The organism is Bradyrhizobium sp. 137 (assembly GCF_023074095.1).
GTDB lineage: Bacteria > Pseudomonadota > Alphaproteobacteria > Rhizobiales > Xanthobacteraceae > Bradyrhizobium.
The window spans coordinates 24,383-41,001 of sequence record NZ_JADPKU010000001.1; the positions used below are offsets into that span (position 1 = coordinate 24,383).

The window sequence follows — 16,619 nt, forward strand, 5'->3', positions numbered from 1 at the left end:
CTGGCTGGAAAACCTCAAGACGCGTGTCTCACCAGCGGGGCTTGTTGGACAATGGACAATGATCGTCAACAACAATACCGCAGGCGGGTTGGACGTGCAGCAATGCGAGTTTGCTTTGTGCCGACCTCGATCTCGATTTACATGCTGTTGTAGCCTGGTACGGGTCGCACGCCGCGGCCTCGAGCGCGCAGTGTGGCTCAAGCTGATGTTGGATGCTGTAAAGCGGCTTGCTGTGCGCGGGTGCCCGCACGAGCCGTCCAGGTACTTCGCGGGATACTTATTCCAGTCGAGCCTCTCCCACTGCATGCCGCAGGGAAGCGTAGCAAGGCGATGTTGAAGGTTATTCAGAATTCGTAAGACGTCGCAAACCTCCGAAAGGAGCGGTGGTTCCTATGCGCAGGACATGCTTTTTGGCAACCTTCACAAGGTGCGTCGGTCCTGTTCTTTCAACAAGCTTTTCGCATTATGAGTGGGGCACGACGCGAAAGAACCAGTAAAGGCTTGCGCAAATTGCCGGTCGAGACCTGCACAATACCAGCCTTCTTAAGGCTTGGCGCGTACCACGCGAGTCGTGGCGCTCATCGCGCTCACTCGGTATTCTGGCCGGGCGCGCCTTTGCGTTGCTTTTCATGAGGCCCTCCTCAATGGCTGAATGGGAGGTAATGGGTCAGTTTTAATATGACGCAGCCCTTACGAGGGGATGGCGTCAATTGCTGTTTCTATCGGGAGAAAAACGTTCTTGATCCCATCGGACTCTCGATAAATTCGGCATCCGTCCAAAAGGCGGCGGCCTTTTCATCGATGGCATGCACCAGAATAGCGCGGATGCCGATCGTTTCTGATGCGTGTACGATTTGATGTAGCGCGTGCTGAAGCAGGTCTTGGCCAAGACCTTTACCCTTATAGGTAAGGTCGCGAGCCAACCGTCCTATGATGGCGACTGGCACTGGATTTGGCAGGCCATGTCTTTTCATCGGAGGCTTTGGGATCGCTGCCCGTTGAACGCTGCCAGATGCTATGCAGTATAGCCAATGATTACATTGTCCTCACACACCACGTATGTGCGAGCAGTTTTGCCCTCGCTTTCGAGAGAGCGGTTTTTAAGCCAATCGTTCAGCGCTTCATTGCCACAGCCAAAACGGCTGAAGTCGTGCGTAGGCTTGAGAAGCGTGGGGGCTGTCATGCCCGCACGCTTCCCCGGACGTTGGATTACTTCTGCCAAAGCGGCTTACGCTTCATCAGTGCCTTCAGCTTGGTTCCGGCCGGAGGCGGATTATCAAGCGCATTCAAGAAGGCGGCGTGCTTCTCTGGATCGAGAATAAACAATCTTTGAGCCAAAAGCACATCAATGGCATGTTCCGCGCGCTATCCAGCATAAATTCGCTAAGCGTCTTACCCACTGCAACGGCGGCAGTATCGATCAGATGCTTCACGTGTGCGGTAGCGCGAATATGGATATTGGTTTCGCTCCGGACGCGGCGCGACCTTACCCGCGCCCTAGGGCGCTCCAGTACTGCTGCTTCCATTGCGGTTACTCCTCACTGTCTCTCTGGACCTCTTATATTGCCGCCGCAGGACAAACAAAATGCACGTCTAAACGGGCGTTAATCTCCGAGGGGGAGCAATGTCCTGCACTTTGCGATGGCATCTTCCAGAACGCCATCGGGGACCCGGCACGCGTAGTCCGACTTTCTTTCAAGCCAAGACATACTTTTGAGCTGATCGGCCACAACGCAGCCGCCGCGCTCCGTGCCGCCAGGAATTTCAAATTCCTCCGGGAAAAGCGACTCGAACGGATAGCCCTTTACCTTGCTAGTGATCGGGAAAAGAAGGCAAAGGCGGGAGAATTGATTATATTTGCGGGGCGACACCACTAACGCGGAGTGTCGTCCCGCCATTTCACGACCAGCCTGCGGATCGAAGTTGAGCCAGATAATATCACCGACGTCTGGGCAATACGGCTCTTTAGGAGCCGAACTCTTCGCCGACTGCAGCAGTCGTGTTATATTCCTCATGCAAGTTCTCGGGAGTCATGCCAGCTAGAAGCCCGTCTAACGTGTAAACGGGAGTCTTGCGCGGTTCTACGACTAATCTGCCGTTTTGAACCGTGATTTCGGCTTCCCGACCCGCGAACGCATGGATTTCCTTTGCGTAGGCGCTCGGAATGCGGAGAGCCAAGCTATTGCCCCACATTGCAAACTGAACGACCATCGCTACCTCCAAACGAGATACCCGGCAGGTATCAACAACGAAGATACACTAATAAAGTTGCTGCGCAACTAGATAGTGTAGATACATTGTATCGACAGGAGGGTCAAGATTCGATGTAAATAAGACTATAACGAATAATTCAACTATGGAACCGACTGAAGGCCCAAAAGGCGAGAAGCGCCACGCCGACACCGTACATCGGCAGGATTGCGACCGGTGAGGTCGCGGACACGCCCAGCAAGGCGCCGGGACGGGCTGCCGGCGGCCGCGGGAGGTCCTAAGCGCGGCTTAGTTGGCTGGAAGGCTCCGGCCGCCAAAATGAGTGCTGCCGACCCGAAAACCCTCTGCGCTTAAGCTATTCGAGCGCGCTGGCCGGGCCAGGGGAGATAGGTTCGAGCCAGTCCTCGGCTTTGGGGCGTCCGACATCGCCTCCTTGTCCTCTTTCCAGTTCCGGCCCGATACCATTCCTTGAGCCCTGCAGACCATGCTTGGCCAGATTTGCCTGGGCGGCGAAGCCAGCCGGCGTATGTCCCGTAGCCGGCGCATAGCGCTTCTGGGCAGCGCAGATATATCGGGAATTCCAAACCTCTATTGCCTCAAATCGGGCTTACAGGGTGATCTGTTTTAGCAGATCAAATGCCAGTCGCGATCTGTTTTTACACCTCCGAACGGCCCGGGAGGCCATCGGCTTGAGTCAACGCGATCTGAGTGCCCGGATCACAGTACCGCAGAGCCACATTTCCAAAATCGAGAGCGGCGGCGCCGATCTGAGGCTCTCCAGCCTCGTCGAGCTCGCGCGCGCTCGACCATGAAGTGGTTCTGGTGCCGCGCAAGCTTTTGCGGGCGGTCGAGGCTATCGTCCGGAACGCTTCGTCTGCACTTTCCGATGACGCGCGCTTGCGCTCCAGCGTGCTGAGCCGCGCGCAGGCAGCCGTAACCAGGCTAAATCGACTGCATCAAAATGCGACGGGCCTAGAAGGCCTGAACCAAGCCTTACGCGAGCTCGCAAATTTGCAACTCGGAAGCTCAGAACTTGAAGCGATCCGGCGCATCACCGACCGGTTGATGAAGTTGCCGACGGGTCCGAACGCGCTACCTATGGTCCAGAGCGCCTCAAAACAACTGAGATAGTTGCGCAACCGCATCGCCCACGCGTTGCCGGAAGCGCCGCGCCCGGCTTACGCACTCGACGAGGAGGAGGACGATGCCTGATGTTTCCGTCCTCGACGTTCTGCTGTATGGAGAGCAAATCGGAACCCTGACACTCGTCCAAGGCACTCAAACGCTATGCACCAATGAAGTCGATGGACATCATTGCAGCCCTAAAAGCCGACGGTTGGACGCAGGTAGCCCAGAAAGGCAGCCAGGTTCAGCTCAAGCATCCGACCAAACCGCGCGTGACGGTCCCTCGTAATTTTTTCCTGCTTATCGCGGCGGCAGAACTCGGTACCTCAGCTTCGTTTGGCTCGGGGCAAATGATCATCGCTCTCGCTTGCATAAGCTTGAGCTGATGCCATCGGGACAAAGCCGATTTGGAGGCCGAAGGCCTTACCAATTTTGGCAAGAGTCTCCGCAGTTGCTTGGCTGTCCTTTTCCTCAAAGCCCTTCCACTTTGGCGCTTGATCAACACCTTTAGCGCGGCGTCGACAATTGCGAAGTAAAGTGTCGCCGCTTCAGCAGGACCGTTGCCTTTCACGAAGTTCATCGGCAGGTACGCCATGGACGCTTCCTCCAAGCGATCGGTCGTTGCGGCGCAGCCGGCAACGGCAGTCTCTCATCGCCCAGCTGTCCCCTCGGCCTGTCCCTGGGGCTGTCCTTTCGTCACAGATTCATTGAGCTTCTCAGCGGCGTCAAGGACCTCAAGCCTCTCGAGGATCTTTCGTCCATGCGCAGTGATGATCCAATATCCTTCCTCCCGCTCGATCAGCCTTTGTCCAAAGATATCGAGGTTCGGCTCGCGGCTCGCGATGCGCTTCATGCGCGCTGGCCACTCGGGCCCACTGGTGTAAAAGATCGCCAAGTGCTGTTTGACGAGTTCAAGACTGGCTCAGCCGCCCGGTTGCCCGGCAAGTATCTTCAGGATGGACAGCTGAAAGCTCATGTGGGCACGTAATGATTCAACGAAAGCGAGACAATGCCGGCGTTACCAGAGGCACGTAGCGCACATCATCGGTTTTCAAACGGAAACCTTGCCGGCTAGGCCAGAGTACCGCATTTCATGTGCAGCTTTCGAGCGTTCATGTTCCCTTGCAGCTCGGAATCGTGCTGCTTGTCGGAGCCGAGCTGCGCGTCGCCTCAAGAGACTGCCGATCGGAGACCTGACTCCTAGTTCATAATATGTTCGCATGGCCTCGGCGGTCGATCCACAAGCTGGCGCATGGCATCGCCGACGGGCGCGAGATCGTCGTGGCGCGATGGAGCATGCCGCCATTGCACCAATCGCTACTGGACGCCACTCAGAAATAGAAGATCGCGAACGGCAAGACAGTCGATCTCGAGCAACTGCTTCGCATAGGCCCGGACAGTGGCACTACCACTTTAGCGTCAACAGCGCGCATTGGAGGCGCTGACTTGGTCAGGAGCACCGATGGCTCATGCCGTTCGCGAGCTTCAAGCCAATACGATGCGATTGACGACAGGAAGGTGCCGGTCTGATTGGCCCCAGACAAGACCCGTGCCGTGCTCGCCTTCGCCGGGCCGTCATCGAGGCCGCGCAGCTCATCGATATGACTGCATATCGATATCTGTGATCCAGTCGAGCAAGCGCGAACATTCAGAGCTCGTGATGATCATCCCGGCAGGTCTTCATAACCGGTGAAAATCGCCACTCACTGTGGTCGCATTGGCGCCCACTCGGGCTGAACGTGCGATGCCGATCGTCTTATTCGCGACATGCTGTCGATCCCCCGACAGGTCGGTTTGGGATGAATGCAAGCATCCAGCTGTCGCAGTTGGCACGAGCTTTGAAGGATTGGGATCTCATCGATCGCTCAGGAATGCAGGAATGGCTTACGGGATGATGAGCCTTCAGTTCATCGGGTTGATCTGGTCCAAGTTCGGTCCTCCAACCTTTGGCATCAACTCAGGAGCTCGCGCATGAATTCGCCTCCCTGATCGAGCTCGCTCGACTCCGATGCGCGCCGTCACCATTGCGCGAGTGGTAATCGGCCAATCAGTTTGAGACGGCATCTGCAAGCTCTCCTCTACTTATCGCATGCGACAATCGCTGGCCGCGCTGGTCGAAGCCCAGCGCGAACGTATCGTCGACTGACCCACGAGTTCACGTCAGTAGGTGGATGCTTTCGAGAAAGAGGCAGTGCTTCGCTCGCTGAGCCAAGCGGCGCCATGATGACATGGACAAAATAGCCGAGACAAAGCCGACATCAAATTTGCGCCCGGAAGTGACGAGACGGGCGGCCATGCATTGTCTCGCTGTCGAGCTCGGCGAAATCGCGAAACTCGCGTGGCCAATGGTGCTGACGCAGGTTGGGCAGATCGCGATGATGTCGACTGATCTTGCCTTGATCGGTCGGATCAGCGCCGAGGCGCTTGCTGCGGCCGCGCTGGCAGGCCGGTTCTATCTCATTAGCTTCGCCTTCGGCGCGGGGCTACTAAGTGCCATCGCGCCCATGGCGGCGCGGGCGTTTGGGGCAAATAATCTAGCCGCAGTACGGGGTGCGCTGCGCATGGGGTTATGGGCCGCCATGATCCTGTCTTTCCCAATTATTGCTGTGGCGCTGCGAGCAGAGCAAATACTGCTTGCGTTGGGCCAAGCCCCAGATGTTGCGCGGCTCGCCCAGCAATACCTCTTTGGATTAGGATTCGGCGCCGCGCCGGCACTTTCGTTCTTGGCCATCCGCAGTTTCATGGGCGCGGTCAATCGGCCACAGCCGGTCTTGTGGATTACGCTATCAGCGACTCCCCTGAATGCTTTGCTGGTCTATATGCTGGCCTACGGAAAGCTTGGACTGCCTCGGCTGGAGCTGCTGGGGGCAGGTCTTGCGACCACGCTGGTGAACTGCAGCATGTTTTTAGCCGGCTTGTGGTTCGCTGCACTGCGTCGTCCGTTCCGTCACTACCATGTACTTGCACATCTCTGGCGTTTCGATTGGCGCACAATGCGACAGCTCATCGCAATCGGAGTGCCGATATCAATGGCTTCATGGATCGAGTCGGGACTATTTTGGGCCACATCGATTCTGGCGGGCTTGATCAGCACCAATGCACTGGCCGCTCATCAGATCGCTGTACAGCTCGCCGCGATCCTGTTCATGATTTATGTGGGCGTTGGCACGGCCGCAGCCGTGCGCGTTGGCTATGCGGCCGGCCGCAACGACATTGCAAGGGCCAAGCAGGCATATCTGGCAGCGATGCTGATCGGTATTGTCATAGCTGCATCGTTAACGCTCGCACTGATCGCTGCGCGCTTTGAGATCGTCGAGCTGTTTCTGGGCAGATCGGCCGGTTCGGCGGCAACGATTAGCCTTGCTGCAGAGCTCCTCGTGGTCGGCGCAACGCTGTTTATCACTGACGCTGTCCAGTGCATTGCGGCGGGCGGCCTGCGCGGACTAAAGGACTCGCGAATGCCGCTTCTGTTTGCGATCATTGGTTGGTGGCTGATCGGCTTTTCCCTCAGCTATTGGCTCGGCTTGAAGGTCTGTCTTGGCGCCACTGGTATATGGATCGGCTTGTCGACCGGAACGACAATCTATGCGGCGCTTCTCGTCCTGCGATTCCGCAACTTGACAAGCCGCGCTCACTGATGCGGGCGTATCGCTGATGCCAAGCGGCGACGATATGCCAGGATACTTGCACTGGCCGATACGAGCGGGCCGAAACTCGAGATTGGCTGAAAATTGGACGTTGCTCCTGATGGCGCGACTGCAGGCGTAAAGAGACGCCTAGCGCATCGCGTTATTCGATCATTCCGTTCCAAAAAGCGATACGCAAAGTGGTTAGCTCGTTCGGGAGCTAGTAGGACTCCTCAAGGCGTCCTTCGCAATTCGCGAGCTTTCCAACTTGTTACCCCGACAGAATGGCTCAACGGGTTTTCCCTTCGAAAGCGTTGCTGTGACAGGTAGCCACATGCAAAACGCGCTGACGCGATGACTCTCAATCAGGGCATATCGACTTTCCAGACGCCGGCCGTTGACTGCGAGCTCCGCAGCCGCGGAATTCCTGCCAAGCACCCGCGATATATCGCAATCGCCGGAATCAAGCTGCCACACAATCCGCGGCAGCAGCAGTCACAACGCCGGGCTCAACCGCAATGTCGACCAGATCAGGATCGGCTACTGCGCCGAGCGAGCTTGATTCGACGAAGCATTTGTTATTTTTGTTTGCGAGGCAAGGCTGCCCTTGGCTTGTTGGATGTCTCACCTGACGTCCTCGCTCAGAAGCCGCTAGCGATGCAGTCGCTGTCCAATCTCACCCGGTGCAGTCTAAGACTGAGGAGAGCTGCTGGCGCTCGCACGCCACTGATCCCGGCACGGTGCCGGTCGGCACGCCGGCCAGGCGTTGGTCGGCATGACTGGGAGCTCCATACCGGCATCACCCTCGCGCAAGCGATCAGCGTCCATCCCGAAGACAATGGCGCTAGGCTGCGTCAGGTCAGCCAAGCCCCGGCCGATCCGCTACGTCCCAGCTAGACGAAAGCTTACGATCATGTTCAACCGACCGGACCGGTATCGGGTTCTCATCGTGCTATTTGATGGGCTTCGGCCGGATCTCATCAAACCATCGCTGACGCCGAATCTGGTCAGGCTTCAGCGCCGCGGTGCGGTGCTGGCCCGGCAGCGCACCGTTTATCCCAGCGAAACACGGATAGCGCTCACGAGCCTCATCACGGGCGCAACGCCGGATCGCCACGGCATTGTTGGCAATCAGTATCTCGACCGGCACTTTCCGGCACCGCGCTTGGTTGACACAAGTAATGCGCGTCTGATCGAGGACCTCGATGCCGCGAGCGACGGCCATCTACTCGGTGTGGCGTCACTTGGCGAGATCCTCGCGGCGAACGGCAGGACATTGTCAGTCCTGGCATCCAACTCGGCGGGGGCAACCCGTCTGCTGAACCATAAGGCCCGAAAGTTCGGCCAGGTGACGCTCTCGGGCCACTTCCCTTCTATCGCGACCTCGGCCGAGATGCTCAGACAGGTGGAGAGCCTGCTTGGGCCGACGCCTGCGACGCCACCCCCCGGCACCCCGGATCTTGCCTCTCAAGCCTTTCTGACTTCAGCGTTCCTCGACGTCATCTGGCCTCAGATTCGGCCCGACGTCGCAATCCTCTCGTTCGGCGAACCCGATAGTTCCTCCCACGATTGTGGAACCGGCGCGCCAAGAACTCTGGAAGCGATCAGCTTTGTCGATCGGCAGTTTGGCCGGGTGCTCGATTGGTGGGAAGCTGAAGGCGTGTGCCAGGGCGTGCACCTGATCGCAGCCTCCGATCACGGGCACGTGACGGTGCATGCGCGGGCCGATCTCTTGCAGACGCTTGAGGCTGCGGGGCTGCGCTGCGGCCCGGCACCGGCGGCTGGGATCGACGCCATCGTCATACCTGGGCAGGTCGGAGCAATTTACCTCGCCGAGCCCTCGCAGACCGTTATCCGCCGCGCCGTCGGGGCAATGATCGAAAGGCCCTGGTGCGGTCCGGTGTTCACCGCTGGCGGCGCGGTCGATGGCATTGCGCCCGGCAGCTTCGCCCGTCATCTCGTGTTCGCCGACCATGCCCGATCGGCAGATATCCTGTTCTCGTTTCGATCCGATCGCGGCCTTGATCGTTTTGGTCTTATCGGTCGCAGTTGGAGTGCGGATGGGCCAGTCGGCTTAGGAGTGCACGGCGGGTTGCATGCCAAGGAGATGTCGTCTGTCGGCATTTTGGCAGGACCGCTCGTCAAAGGCGGCTTCGTCTCAAAAGTCCCCTCAAGTATTTGCGATTTTGCGCCCACAGTGCTCAGTCTTCTGGGCATCTCGCGGCCAGCAACGATGACCGGCCGCGGCCTCACTGAGGTCTTCATCGACGAGGGAGGGGACGTGCCTCGGACGATCGAAAAGGTCTACGAGACCAGCAGCAGCGCATACCACCAGCACCTCCGTCATGTGCAGGTCGGTGAGGCAGTCTATCTTGATTCTGCTGACGTGGTGGGTCGTCCCAACAATCTCACATAAACTGAGCGTCGATCCGTAGGCCTCATCAGGGCGATAACACGCAGAAATCTTTCTTTTTGCTGCGTAGCGCATCGGTCGAACGTGATCGGCAGCCATGCGCAAGCGTGGCGCGCAGGTGTCGCCATGTCACAGACGCGCAAGAAAGTGGCGTCGGGGAAGGCCACGACGGATCATGCGCTGACAGTGCACGCAAGAAGACGGGCAGGAGTGCCAGTCGCGGCCGCCGTCTAGCGTAGAAAAGCTGTATGCAGCAGCCTGGCTGCCTCGATCAAGCCGCCGGTGAAGTCATCGCTGCCTTGGGACGCGGCGGAACGACGCCGGGCCGGTGATCGCCAACGGTACGCCCGGCGCTCAGGGCGCCAAGCCAGCGCTATCCAGCAATCTTCCGCGAGCGATCCAATTTGTGTCAGAGCGCCGCAGGGTATTTGCCCGCCCCGTCGGTCTTCCTCTATTTCAAATCGATAAAATCAGTGGTTGTATACGGTGATTTCAGCGACTGCGGTCGCTCTATTGTTTTTGGAGTTATCGATGAATTACACAGGCCTGAGGTGGATCAAGGACGACAAGCAGCGCCAGAGGATTGTTGCGGGGCTCAGCAAACTGCGCACCGGGCTTAAGAAGAAGGTGCCTGCCAAGAGTGACGGTACGCTGCTGCTGGCAACCTGGAATATCCGCGAGTTCGGCGGGACCAAGTATGGCGGCCGAACGACCGACGCAATGTACTACATCGCGGAGTGCATAAGCCGCTTCGACTTGATCGCGGTGCAGGAGGTACGGGCCGACCTCAAGGCGCTCAAGGAAATTCTACGCCTGCTTGGCCGGCAGTGGGACGTCATCTTCACAGACGTCAGTTTCGCCGACGGCGGCAATTTCGAGCGGCTCGCTTTTGTCTACAACACGGCCAAGGTCAGCTTCACCGGACTTGCCGGCGAACTGGTTCTGCCGAGCAAGACCGCCACCGAGCGAATGAGCCAGGTCGCCCGTACCCCCTTCGTCTGCGGTTTCCAGGTGGGCTGGGCCAAGTTCAACCTATGTACGGTCCACATCTACTACGGTACCGCCAAAGCGGAGGATCCGCGGCGTGTCGACGAGATCAACGCGCTTGCCAAGCTGCTTGCCACCAAGGCCAAGGATTACATCAACACAAGCGCCCCGGCCGACTACTCGCCCGAACACCTCGTACTGCTCGGCGACTTCAATATCTTTTCCCGCACGGATAAGACTTACGAGGCGATCACCAGAAACAGGTTCGAGGTCCCGGCCGAGCTGCAAAAGCTGCCAGGGAGTAACGTGGACCAGAACAAGTTCTACGACCAAATCGCATTTTTCAAGCAGAAGGTAGGTGTGAAAAGCACTAACGCAGGCGTTTTCAATTTCTTCGACTATGTCTTCGACGATCCGAAGGAATTCAGAGGCGGTAAAGGCGCGCCGACCGCTAACATGTTCAGGCAGTGGCGCACCTTCCAGATGTCGGACCACCTGATCATGTGGTGCGAGTTCAGCGTTGACCAAACAGATGCCTACCTGAAGGCGTTGGCCGCTTGGAACGGCAAGTAGGACGGCCGATCGCAGCTGGGTCTCTCGTTACGTTCGGCAGAAGAGGGCGTTGCGTGTCCCGCTGAAAAGACGATCGCGAAAATAGCGTCTTACCTCGGACGCTGCTGATGGACGACGGTATTTCTAGTTTCAGATCTGCCGAGTCTGCTGTTGGAGGCTGTGAAGAGGTACCGTCCGGTTCCGTGCGCGATAGGCGTTGCAGGCGTCGGTGCCGCCGCAGCTATTGTCTATACTGCGTTAAAAGAGGACAGCAGAAGCGCCGCCAACAGCGCGGCTATCATGCTGGGCTTCATGGTCGTGCTGCTTGTGTTCGCGAGCCTGATGCGAACAAGGAGCACCACATACGTTCTGCGGGCTTTCCTCATGATGTGGGTGATGGTGGCATGCTTCTGCACCATCTTTGTGCAACTGAGTTCATTCATTTTTTCGGTGGCCAACGGTTAAATTTGGCACCGGCGAGTCTTTGGACTGCGAGGAAAGCAGAAGAAAAAGCTGCGGACATCGGCTTGTCGGACAGTTCAACAGACCAATGCGTTCTCACGTATAGGAGTTCCTCTTTCCTCAAAAGCGGCTTGCCTAATGACTGGCAAAGGCTGACCGAAAGGCGAGGACCTACGCAAGATCGGTTAGCCAGCTCCCAATCAGATGGCCAGCGAGCCGAACCTGTATGCAGCGCTGGCGGGCGCGCGTTTCACGCACTTCAATCAACTGCTGGATCGGAAGAGTGGGCTGGCCGTCGATCCACTATTGTGGAATGCGGTACCGCCGCTTGAACTCCGACGCTTAGAGAGATAGCGGATGAGCTGAGGAATTTGACGAGACCCTCGCTCGTATCCTCGCGGCGGTAAGAGCGAGGAGGCGCTCGAGTCGACGATCCTTCGCTCAGACATGCCGATTGAGTACGAGTCGTGTGAGAAGAAGCCGCCGAGGAACACGGAGAGCCGCTCACCGCTCACCGCACATCTGACAACTCCTAAAAGGCTTGCGGGTCGAGGCCCGAACCAGCAAGGTACTCTGCGGTCTTCCTGAGCGCCCTTGCGTCGCCGTCTCCGAGCTCGTCGCCTGCGATGTGGACCTCCTCATCGGATTCCCCGGCGTCCGGGACGGCCGAGCCGTGCGACAGCCGAGGAGTGTGGAGCAAGAGAAAGGGCTCTTCGCGGGAGCATTCACCACCTATCCGATCGGCCGGAGCCGGCGTGCAGCATGCGTTTCGTGTCCGACCTCAGACGCTCGGCCCGTTTCAAAATCCACCGATCTTGTTGCGAAGACAACATCGAGGTCGAAAACCGCAGCGAATGCGCATTGCGTCCGCTGGCCTAGATCCTGCAAACCGCAACCGCTGTGGAAGCGGCGCTAACAACGTCGGCCATTTGGCTGTCGTTGCAAGGTGGCGCGCGTCTGTGTTCGTGAGGTGAAATGCGGTCCCAACTTCTTTTTTACGCTGTCGCAACAGCTGCGCTCATTGCAGGCGGCGCTGTCAATTCGGCCGATCTCAAGCCGGCAGTAAAGGTCCCACTCGCCGTCTGGAGCTGGACCGGAGGATATATCGGCGGGCACGTCGGCGGGGGCTACGGGCGAACATCATTCAGCGACCCCTATGGCCAGTCACTCTATGGTGACGTTGTCGACACCCCTGTGTTCCTGGCCGGAGGTCAGATCGGCTACAACTGGCAGAGGGAACGCTGGGTTTTTGGCGTTGAACTGGACGCCAGTCGCGCTGTCTCAGACGGCAGAAACACCTGTCTTGCCGCCTCCAGCTCTGTCATCAGCGCAAACTGCAGCGCTGGTCCAAGCGTCTTTGCGACCGGGGCGGGTCGCCTTGGGTATGCGTTCGGCCCGCATGGCCAAACACTTGTTTATCTCAAGGGGGGCGTGGCCTGGCAGCACAATAGCGGCGTTGTCGCCAACAATAACGAATTCCGTAGCAGAAGTCACCCATTTGGCTTGGCGCCACAGAATGCCACCGATTTCGATTATGGTCGAGTCGGTGGCACGATCGGCCTGGGCGTCGAGCAAGCACTCGCGAACGCATGGTCCGTGACGTTTGAGTACGATTATCTGGGATTCACCGGTCCAAGTGTCGCGACCCCTCCGACCCTACAGAGGCCGCCCTTGGCAACCATCCCCGCCAACACCACCAGCCTGTCCAGCAGCTATCACATCGGTAAGCTCGGTCTGAACTACCATTTTGACGCACACCCACGGACGCCAGGATGGTCAGATACGCCGCTATACGCAACGAAGCCGACCGTCAGCGCCTCGCCGATTGGCTTCGCTGATGGGTGGTCGCTGGAAAGCGGCACACGGCTGTGGTTAAGCCGCGGAAGCTTTCAATGGGACCACGGGAGTACTGATCTAGTATCAAAGCTCACCTACCATGGGCAGGATGGGATTTCCGGTGAGTTGTTCGAACGGCTGGACAGCCCCTGGGGAATCTTCCTGAAGGGCAATATCGGGTTTGGGCGCTTCAGCAATGGAAAGATGAACGATGAAGATTGGGGCGTGGACCCGCTCGCTTATCAAAACACACTATCGGGCCAGGGCAACGGTAGGTTCACGTACTTCACCGCGGATGCCGGTTACGATTTCCTGCATGGCAGCACCTACAAGGTTGGTGGGTTCATGGGCTGGAGCTACTACGGCCAGAAGTCTGACACGATCGGATGTGTGCAGACCGCCTCCCCCAACGTTGCACCTTGCCTTGTGCCGGGCGATAGAAGGATTGTCGGCAGCCAAGACACTGATTGGAATGCGCTGCGCATCGGCCTTAGCGCTGAGACCATGTTGTTCGATCGCTGGCGCGTAAGTGCCGACGTTGCTTACTTGCCGTGGACGGACTTCCGAGGGCGCGACAACCATCTGATGCGCCAATTCACGACCTTCCTTGATCAACGCGGGAGTGGTGGCGGTGGTGTGCAGGTTGAGGCAGCCCTATCCTACTTTATCACTAAGAACGTCAGCGTTGGCTTCGGTGGCCGCTATTCGGCTATGTGGACGCCAAACCAACGTAAGACGCTCGCTACCGGAGCCAACCAGGAGAACCGCCCTCCTGCTACCTCTGGGCCCCTTCCGGGGGACTATCGCATGGAACGATGGGGCACGTTCTTACAGGTCTCCTACAAGTTTGACTGAACTGCTTGCTCCTTGCTCTAAGCGTCGAACGGCATTATGGCGCGGATACTGGTTACGCCTCCGTATTCTTCGCGGATGCGGAGGGCGTGATCAGCACGAAGCCGATCTGGAATCCGAACGCGGGTCCGATTTTGTGAAGCGTCTCTGAGGTCGGATTGGCCACACGCGTTCGATCTCGGCTCGGATCCGACGCTCCAGTGTGCGACGGGTGCCGGCTCGGAGTTCGGCATGGCGCCGAAACACCTCCTCGAAGATCCCGACGGGCCGCAGCCCGGGAGCGGCCTTCAGCATCGGCACCATCTCTGTCTCAAACACGCTGGCCAACGGGCTCAGCCGGCGGCGGCCGCGGAGCCTTCTCTGCGATGGAAGCCGGGGATCCTTCTCGATCCGGTAAGCGGTCGAGGTGCTCAACGACGCCTTGCCGCGGCCGCTGGCGGGCTATCGGTCTACGGTACTTCATGTAGAGCCTCAGCGCTGTCTCGCTGTTTTGAGGGGCGAGCGCCGGATGGCCACTAGCTTCGCTCCCTCGGAGCGGAGGCCGTGCCTTTCAATGCCGAAGGATGTCTCAAGTCTCGAATGCTCGGTGACTGAAGACAAGTTGCGCTAATCAGCAACTTCTTTCAATGCTTCCACCAAGAGTTTATTGTCTTCTTCAGTGCGGCATGCGATGCGCAAGAACCGCTTGCCATTTTGAAGCGTCTTTCCGCCACTGTGCCTGATCAATATGCGTCTATCTTTTAAAAGCGTTGAGGCGATCACGTCCCCATCCGGCCAGTGGGGCGGCAGTTCGCAGAACACGAAATTCGCGTCGGGCTTTAGAACTCTCATTCCGTCGATGCTGCGCAGGTCTGCGTATAGTTTGTCTCTGTCGCTGCCTACCCTCATCCAACTCTGCTGTGCCGCGTGCGCGAGGTGAGGGAGCCTGCTCAGAAAAAACTCGCCAACCGTATTGACATTCCACGTGGGGAGCGCCGCTCTAATTTCCTTCATCATCTGTTCATTTGCGGATGCCGCATACCCCATCCGCAAACCGCATGTCCCGTAAATCTTTCCGAGGCTTTTGAGAACGATCACATTGGGAAATTCGAGCAAGTGATTTTCCAGGCTAGCACTTCGTCCGAGCTCACTAAATTCTATAAATGACTCATCGATCAGTAGCAGTTGCTGCTGAGCTCGAAGCGCGGAAGCGAGATATAGTAAATCCGCATAGGGAACCATCCGCGAAGTGGGATTATTCGGCGATATCACGACTGCGCCGTTGACACCATTTGTACGCGCAAATGCTGCGTAGCGGTGCACATCGAGTTCAAAATCTGGTGGTGACAAAAAAAAGCGTGACAACCGCCCGGGCAAGGCGGTGGTTTCATAAGGATTGAAGGTTGGGACCGGGACAGCAATCCTCATTCCCAGTCGACCAAGGAAGATGGGAATGAGTTCAGCCACGCCATTGCAAATGACAAGTTTATTCGCTGGCGTCTTCACCGCATCCGCAAGAAGCTGGACCATCTGCGCATTAGGAGAGGGATAGCAGGTGATAAGCCGCGGTAGCGCGTTCTTAAGTTCGTCAAGGAACGCCTGCGGCGGAAAATAAGGGTTTACCAGAAGGACGAAGTCCTTGATGTCATATTTCCAATAGCCGCCGGGAAATCGGTTGATCAGGTCAGAGACCTCGTCCGACCTAAGGGGTGGGTCCATTTGTGCTGCCCTCTTCATGCGTGCGACTAGCTCAACATTTCAGGACAAACGAAAATTGCAAGATGGTCGCCATCTCTCGACAAGCTCACGGCGAACAAGCATCGAGCAGTGCCGATTGGTGCGGAAATGCTCTCGGCAACAAGTCTGGTGCACGCCGCGGTTGGCGAGACTACACGTCATCATGTGACCTGCATGGAGGGAAGCCTGCAACACGAAGAAGGCAGTCGCTGGATCATACTTCCATCCGCAATCAAAAGGAGCGACTGGCTAAAACCACCGACGACGCGACGGCGAAGATGCTTATTGCCGTATACATTGTTGCGCCCAGTGGTGGCACGCGAACAGGCGCGACATGCGCTGTAGCGAGCAGCAAGAAGCCAATGTTTACGACGTCAGGAAATGCTTCAGCAGGAATAAGAGGTTTAAAAAGAAATAGGAGCGCCAGGAGCGGCACGTCGTATGACAAGGGGACGCCCAAGAAGCGTCCATCGCGCGATCTGCCGAAGTTCGCAAAGTAGCTAAGCCTTATTGCTCCGGTCACCAGTAGAGCGGTTGCGGTCGCAAGCGCGAATTGTGAAGCTTGGCTGACTTGTACCACAACTACCGCAGGCACGACGGCTCCATAGACGATATCTGCAAACCCATCGAGGCTCGCTCCCATTTTTGCGACATCTGGATCGCGACCTTTCGTGCGACCTGCCACAACCCCGTCGAGGTGGTCCGATAGAACGGCCCAAAGCGCTGCTGCCACGGATAGCTCAAGGCGGTCAGAGAGAGCTAAAAACAGGCTGGCGGAGGAAAAGAGAAGACCTGTGATCGTTATGGCGTTCGCTGGATCCCAAAGGTATTTTAGCATT

General features: G+C 57.8%; 13 protein-coding genes and 2 pseudogenes. 8 read left to right on the top strand and 7 right to left on the bottom strand.

Features of this window, described 5'->3' with window-relative positions; translation table 11 throughout:
* Positions 1-719: 719 nt before the first annotated feature.
* The 4 genes and pseudogenes from IVA78_RS00115 to IVA78_RS00130 form a co-directional block, all read right to left on the bottom strand.
* Positions 720-974: a hypothetical protein gene (locus IVA78_RS00115; RefSeq protein WP_247463571.1), complete on the bottom strand. Its 255-nt coding sequence runs from the start codon at positions 972-974 to the stop codon at positions 720-722.
* 235 nt (positions 975-1,209) lie between these two features.
* Positions 1,210-1,526 (bottom strand): annotated as a pseudogene (locus IVA78_RS00120) (DUF1778 domain-containing protein).
* 78 nt (positions 1,527-1,604) lie between these two features.
* Positions 1,605-2,015 (bottom strand): type II toxin-antitoxin system PemK/MazF family toxin, encoded by a 411-nt coding sequence (locus IVA78_RS00125; protein ID WP_247463574.1) that lies wholly within the window; start codon positions 2,013-2,015, stop codon positions 1,605-1,607.
* Positions 1,966-2,211, bottom strand: coding sequence for an AbrB/MazE/SpoVT family DNA-binding domain-containing protein (locus tag IVA78_RS00130; RefSeq protein ID WP_247281279.1), 246 nt, complete (start codon positions 2,209-2,211; stop codon positions 1,966-1,968). Before IVA78_RS00130 ends, IVA78_RS00125 begins: the two co-directional genes overlap by 50 nt.
* 614 nt (positions 2,212-2,825) lie before the next feature.
* Between IVA78_RS00130 and IVA78_RS34490 the strand changes: the two genes are divergently transcribed.
* From IVA78_RS34490 to IVA78_RS00165, 8 genes are all read left to right on the top strand, one after another.
* Positions 2,826-3,023, top strand: coding sequence for a helix-turn-helix transcriptional regulator (locus IVA78_RS34490; protein WP_346015596.1), 198 nt, complete (start codon positions 2,826-2,828; stop codon positions 3,021-3,023).
* 483 nt (positions 3,024-3,506) lie between these two features.
* Complete coding sequence (locus IVA78_RS00135) at positions 3,507-3,722, top strand: type II toxin-antitoxin system HicA family toxin (protein ID WP_247281281.1); 216 nt, start codon at positions 3,507-3,509, stop codon at positions 3,720-3,722.
* A gap of 374 nt (positions 3,723-4,096) precedes the next feature.
* A complete protein-coding gene (locus tag IVA78_RS00140; protein ID WP_247463577.1) occupies positions 4,097-4,324 on the top strand; it encodes a hypothetical protein in 228 nt (75 codons plus the stop codon).
* A gap of 1,240 nt (positions 4,325-5,564) precedes the next feature.
* Positions 5,565-6,974 (top strand): MATE family efflux transporter, encoded by a 1,410-nt coding sequence (locus tag IVA78_RS00145; RefSeq protein ID WP_247463580.1) that lies wholly within the window; start codon positions 5,565-5,567, stop codon positions 6,972-6,974.
* Between the two features lie 901 nt (positions 6,975-7,875).
* Positions 7,876-9,378: an alkaline phosphatase family protein gene (locus tag IVA78_RS00150; protein ID WP_247463583.1), complete on the top strand. Its 1,503-nt coding sequence runs from the start codon at positions 7,876-7,878 to the stop codon at positions 9,376-9,378.
* Between the two features lie 528 nt (positions 9,379-9,906).
* Positions 9,907-10,935: an endonuclease/exonuclease/phosphatase family protein gene (locus tag IVA78_RS00155; RefSeq protein WP_247296178.1), complete on the top strand. Its 1,029-nt coding sequence runs from the start codon at positions 9,907-9,909 to the stop codon at positions 10,933-10,935.
* A 150-nt stretch (positions 10,936-11,085) separates the two neighbouring features.
* Entirely contained in the window at positions 11,086-11,379 is a 294-nt protein-coding gene (locus IVA78_RS00160) for a hypothetical protein (RefSeq protein ID WP_247463586.1), read from the top strand.
* Positions 11,380-12,351: 972 nt separating this feature from the next.
* Positions 12,352-14,067 carry an outer membrane beta-barrel protein gene (locus tag IVA78_RS00165; protein WP_247463589.1) on the top strand — a complete coding sequence of 572 codons (1,716 nt, stop codon included), beginning with the start codon at positions 12,352-12,354 and terminating at the stop codon, positions 14,065-14,067.
* Positions 14,068-14,244: 177 nt separating this feature from the next.
* On the opposite strand, the pseudogene IVA78_RS00170 reads toward IVA78_RS00165, so the two are convergent.
* The 3 genes and pseudogenes from IVA78_RS00170 to IVA78_RS00180 form a co-directional block, all read right to left on the bottom strand.
* Positions 14,245-14,527: pseudogene (locus IVA78_RS00170) on the bottom strand (IS21 family transposase); the annotation flags it as partial.
* Between the two features lie 143 nt (positions 14,528-14,670).
* Positions 14,671-15,762 (bottom strand): histidinol-phosphate transaminase, encoded by a 1,092-nt coding sequence (locus tag IVA78_RS00175; protein WP_247281289.1) that lies wholly within the window; start codon positions 15,760-15,762, stop codon positions 14,671-14,673.
* Between the two features lie 250 nt (positions 15,763-16,012).
* Complete coding sequence (locus IVA78_RS00180; protein WP_247463592.1) at positions 16,013-16,618, bottom strand: CDP-alcohol phosphatidyltransferase family protein; 606 nt, start codon at positions 16,616-16,618, stop codon at positions 16,013-16,015.
* Between the last annotated feature and the right edge of the window lies 1 nt (position 16,619).

Coding starts and splice junctions, on each gene's coding strand:
- IVA78_RS00115 (WP_247463571.1), bottom strand. CDS start 974: ATGAAAAGACATGGCCTGCCAAATCCAGTGCCAGTCGCCATCATAGGA.
- IVA78_RS00125 (WP_247463574.1), bottom strand. CDS start 2,015: ATGAGGAATATAACACGACTGCTGCAGTCGGCGAAGAGTTCGGCTCCT.
- IVA78_RS00130 (WP_247281279.1), bottom strand. CDS start 2,211: ATGGTCGTTCAGTTTGCAATGTGGGGCAATAGCTTGGCTCTCCGCATT.
- IVA78_RS00135 (WP_247281281.1), top strand. CDS start 3,507: ATGAAGTCGATGGACATCATTGCAGCCCTAAAAGCCGACGGTTGGACG.
- IVA78_RS00140 (WP_247463577.1), top strand. CDS start 4,097: ATGCGCAGTGATGATCCAATATCCTTCCTCCCGCTCGATCAGCCTTTG.
- IVA78_RS00145 (WP_247463580.1), top strand. CDS start 5,565: ATGGACAAAATAGCCGAGACAAAGCCGACATCAAATTTGCGCCCGGAA.
- IVA78_RS00150 (WP_247463583.1), top strand. CDS start 7,876: ATGTTCAACCGACCGGACCGGTATCGGGTTCTCATCGTGCTATTTGAT.
- IVA78_RS00155 (WP_247296178.1), top strand. CDS start 9,907: ATGAATTACACAGGCCTGAGGTGGATCAAGGACGACAAGCAGCGCCAG.
- IVA78_RS00165 (WP_247463589.1), top strand. CDS start 12,352: ATGCGGTCCCAACTTCTTTTTTACGCTGTCGCAACAGCTGCGCTCATT.
- IVA78_RS00175 (WP_247281289.1), bottom strand. CDS start 15,762: ATGGACCCACCCCTTAGGTCGGACGAGGTCTCTGACCTGATCAACCGA.
- IVA78_RS00180 (WP_247463592.1), bottom strand. CDS start 16,618: ATGCTAAAATACCTTTGGGATCCAGCGAACGCCATAACGATCACAGGT.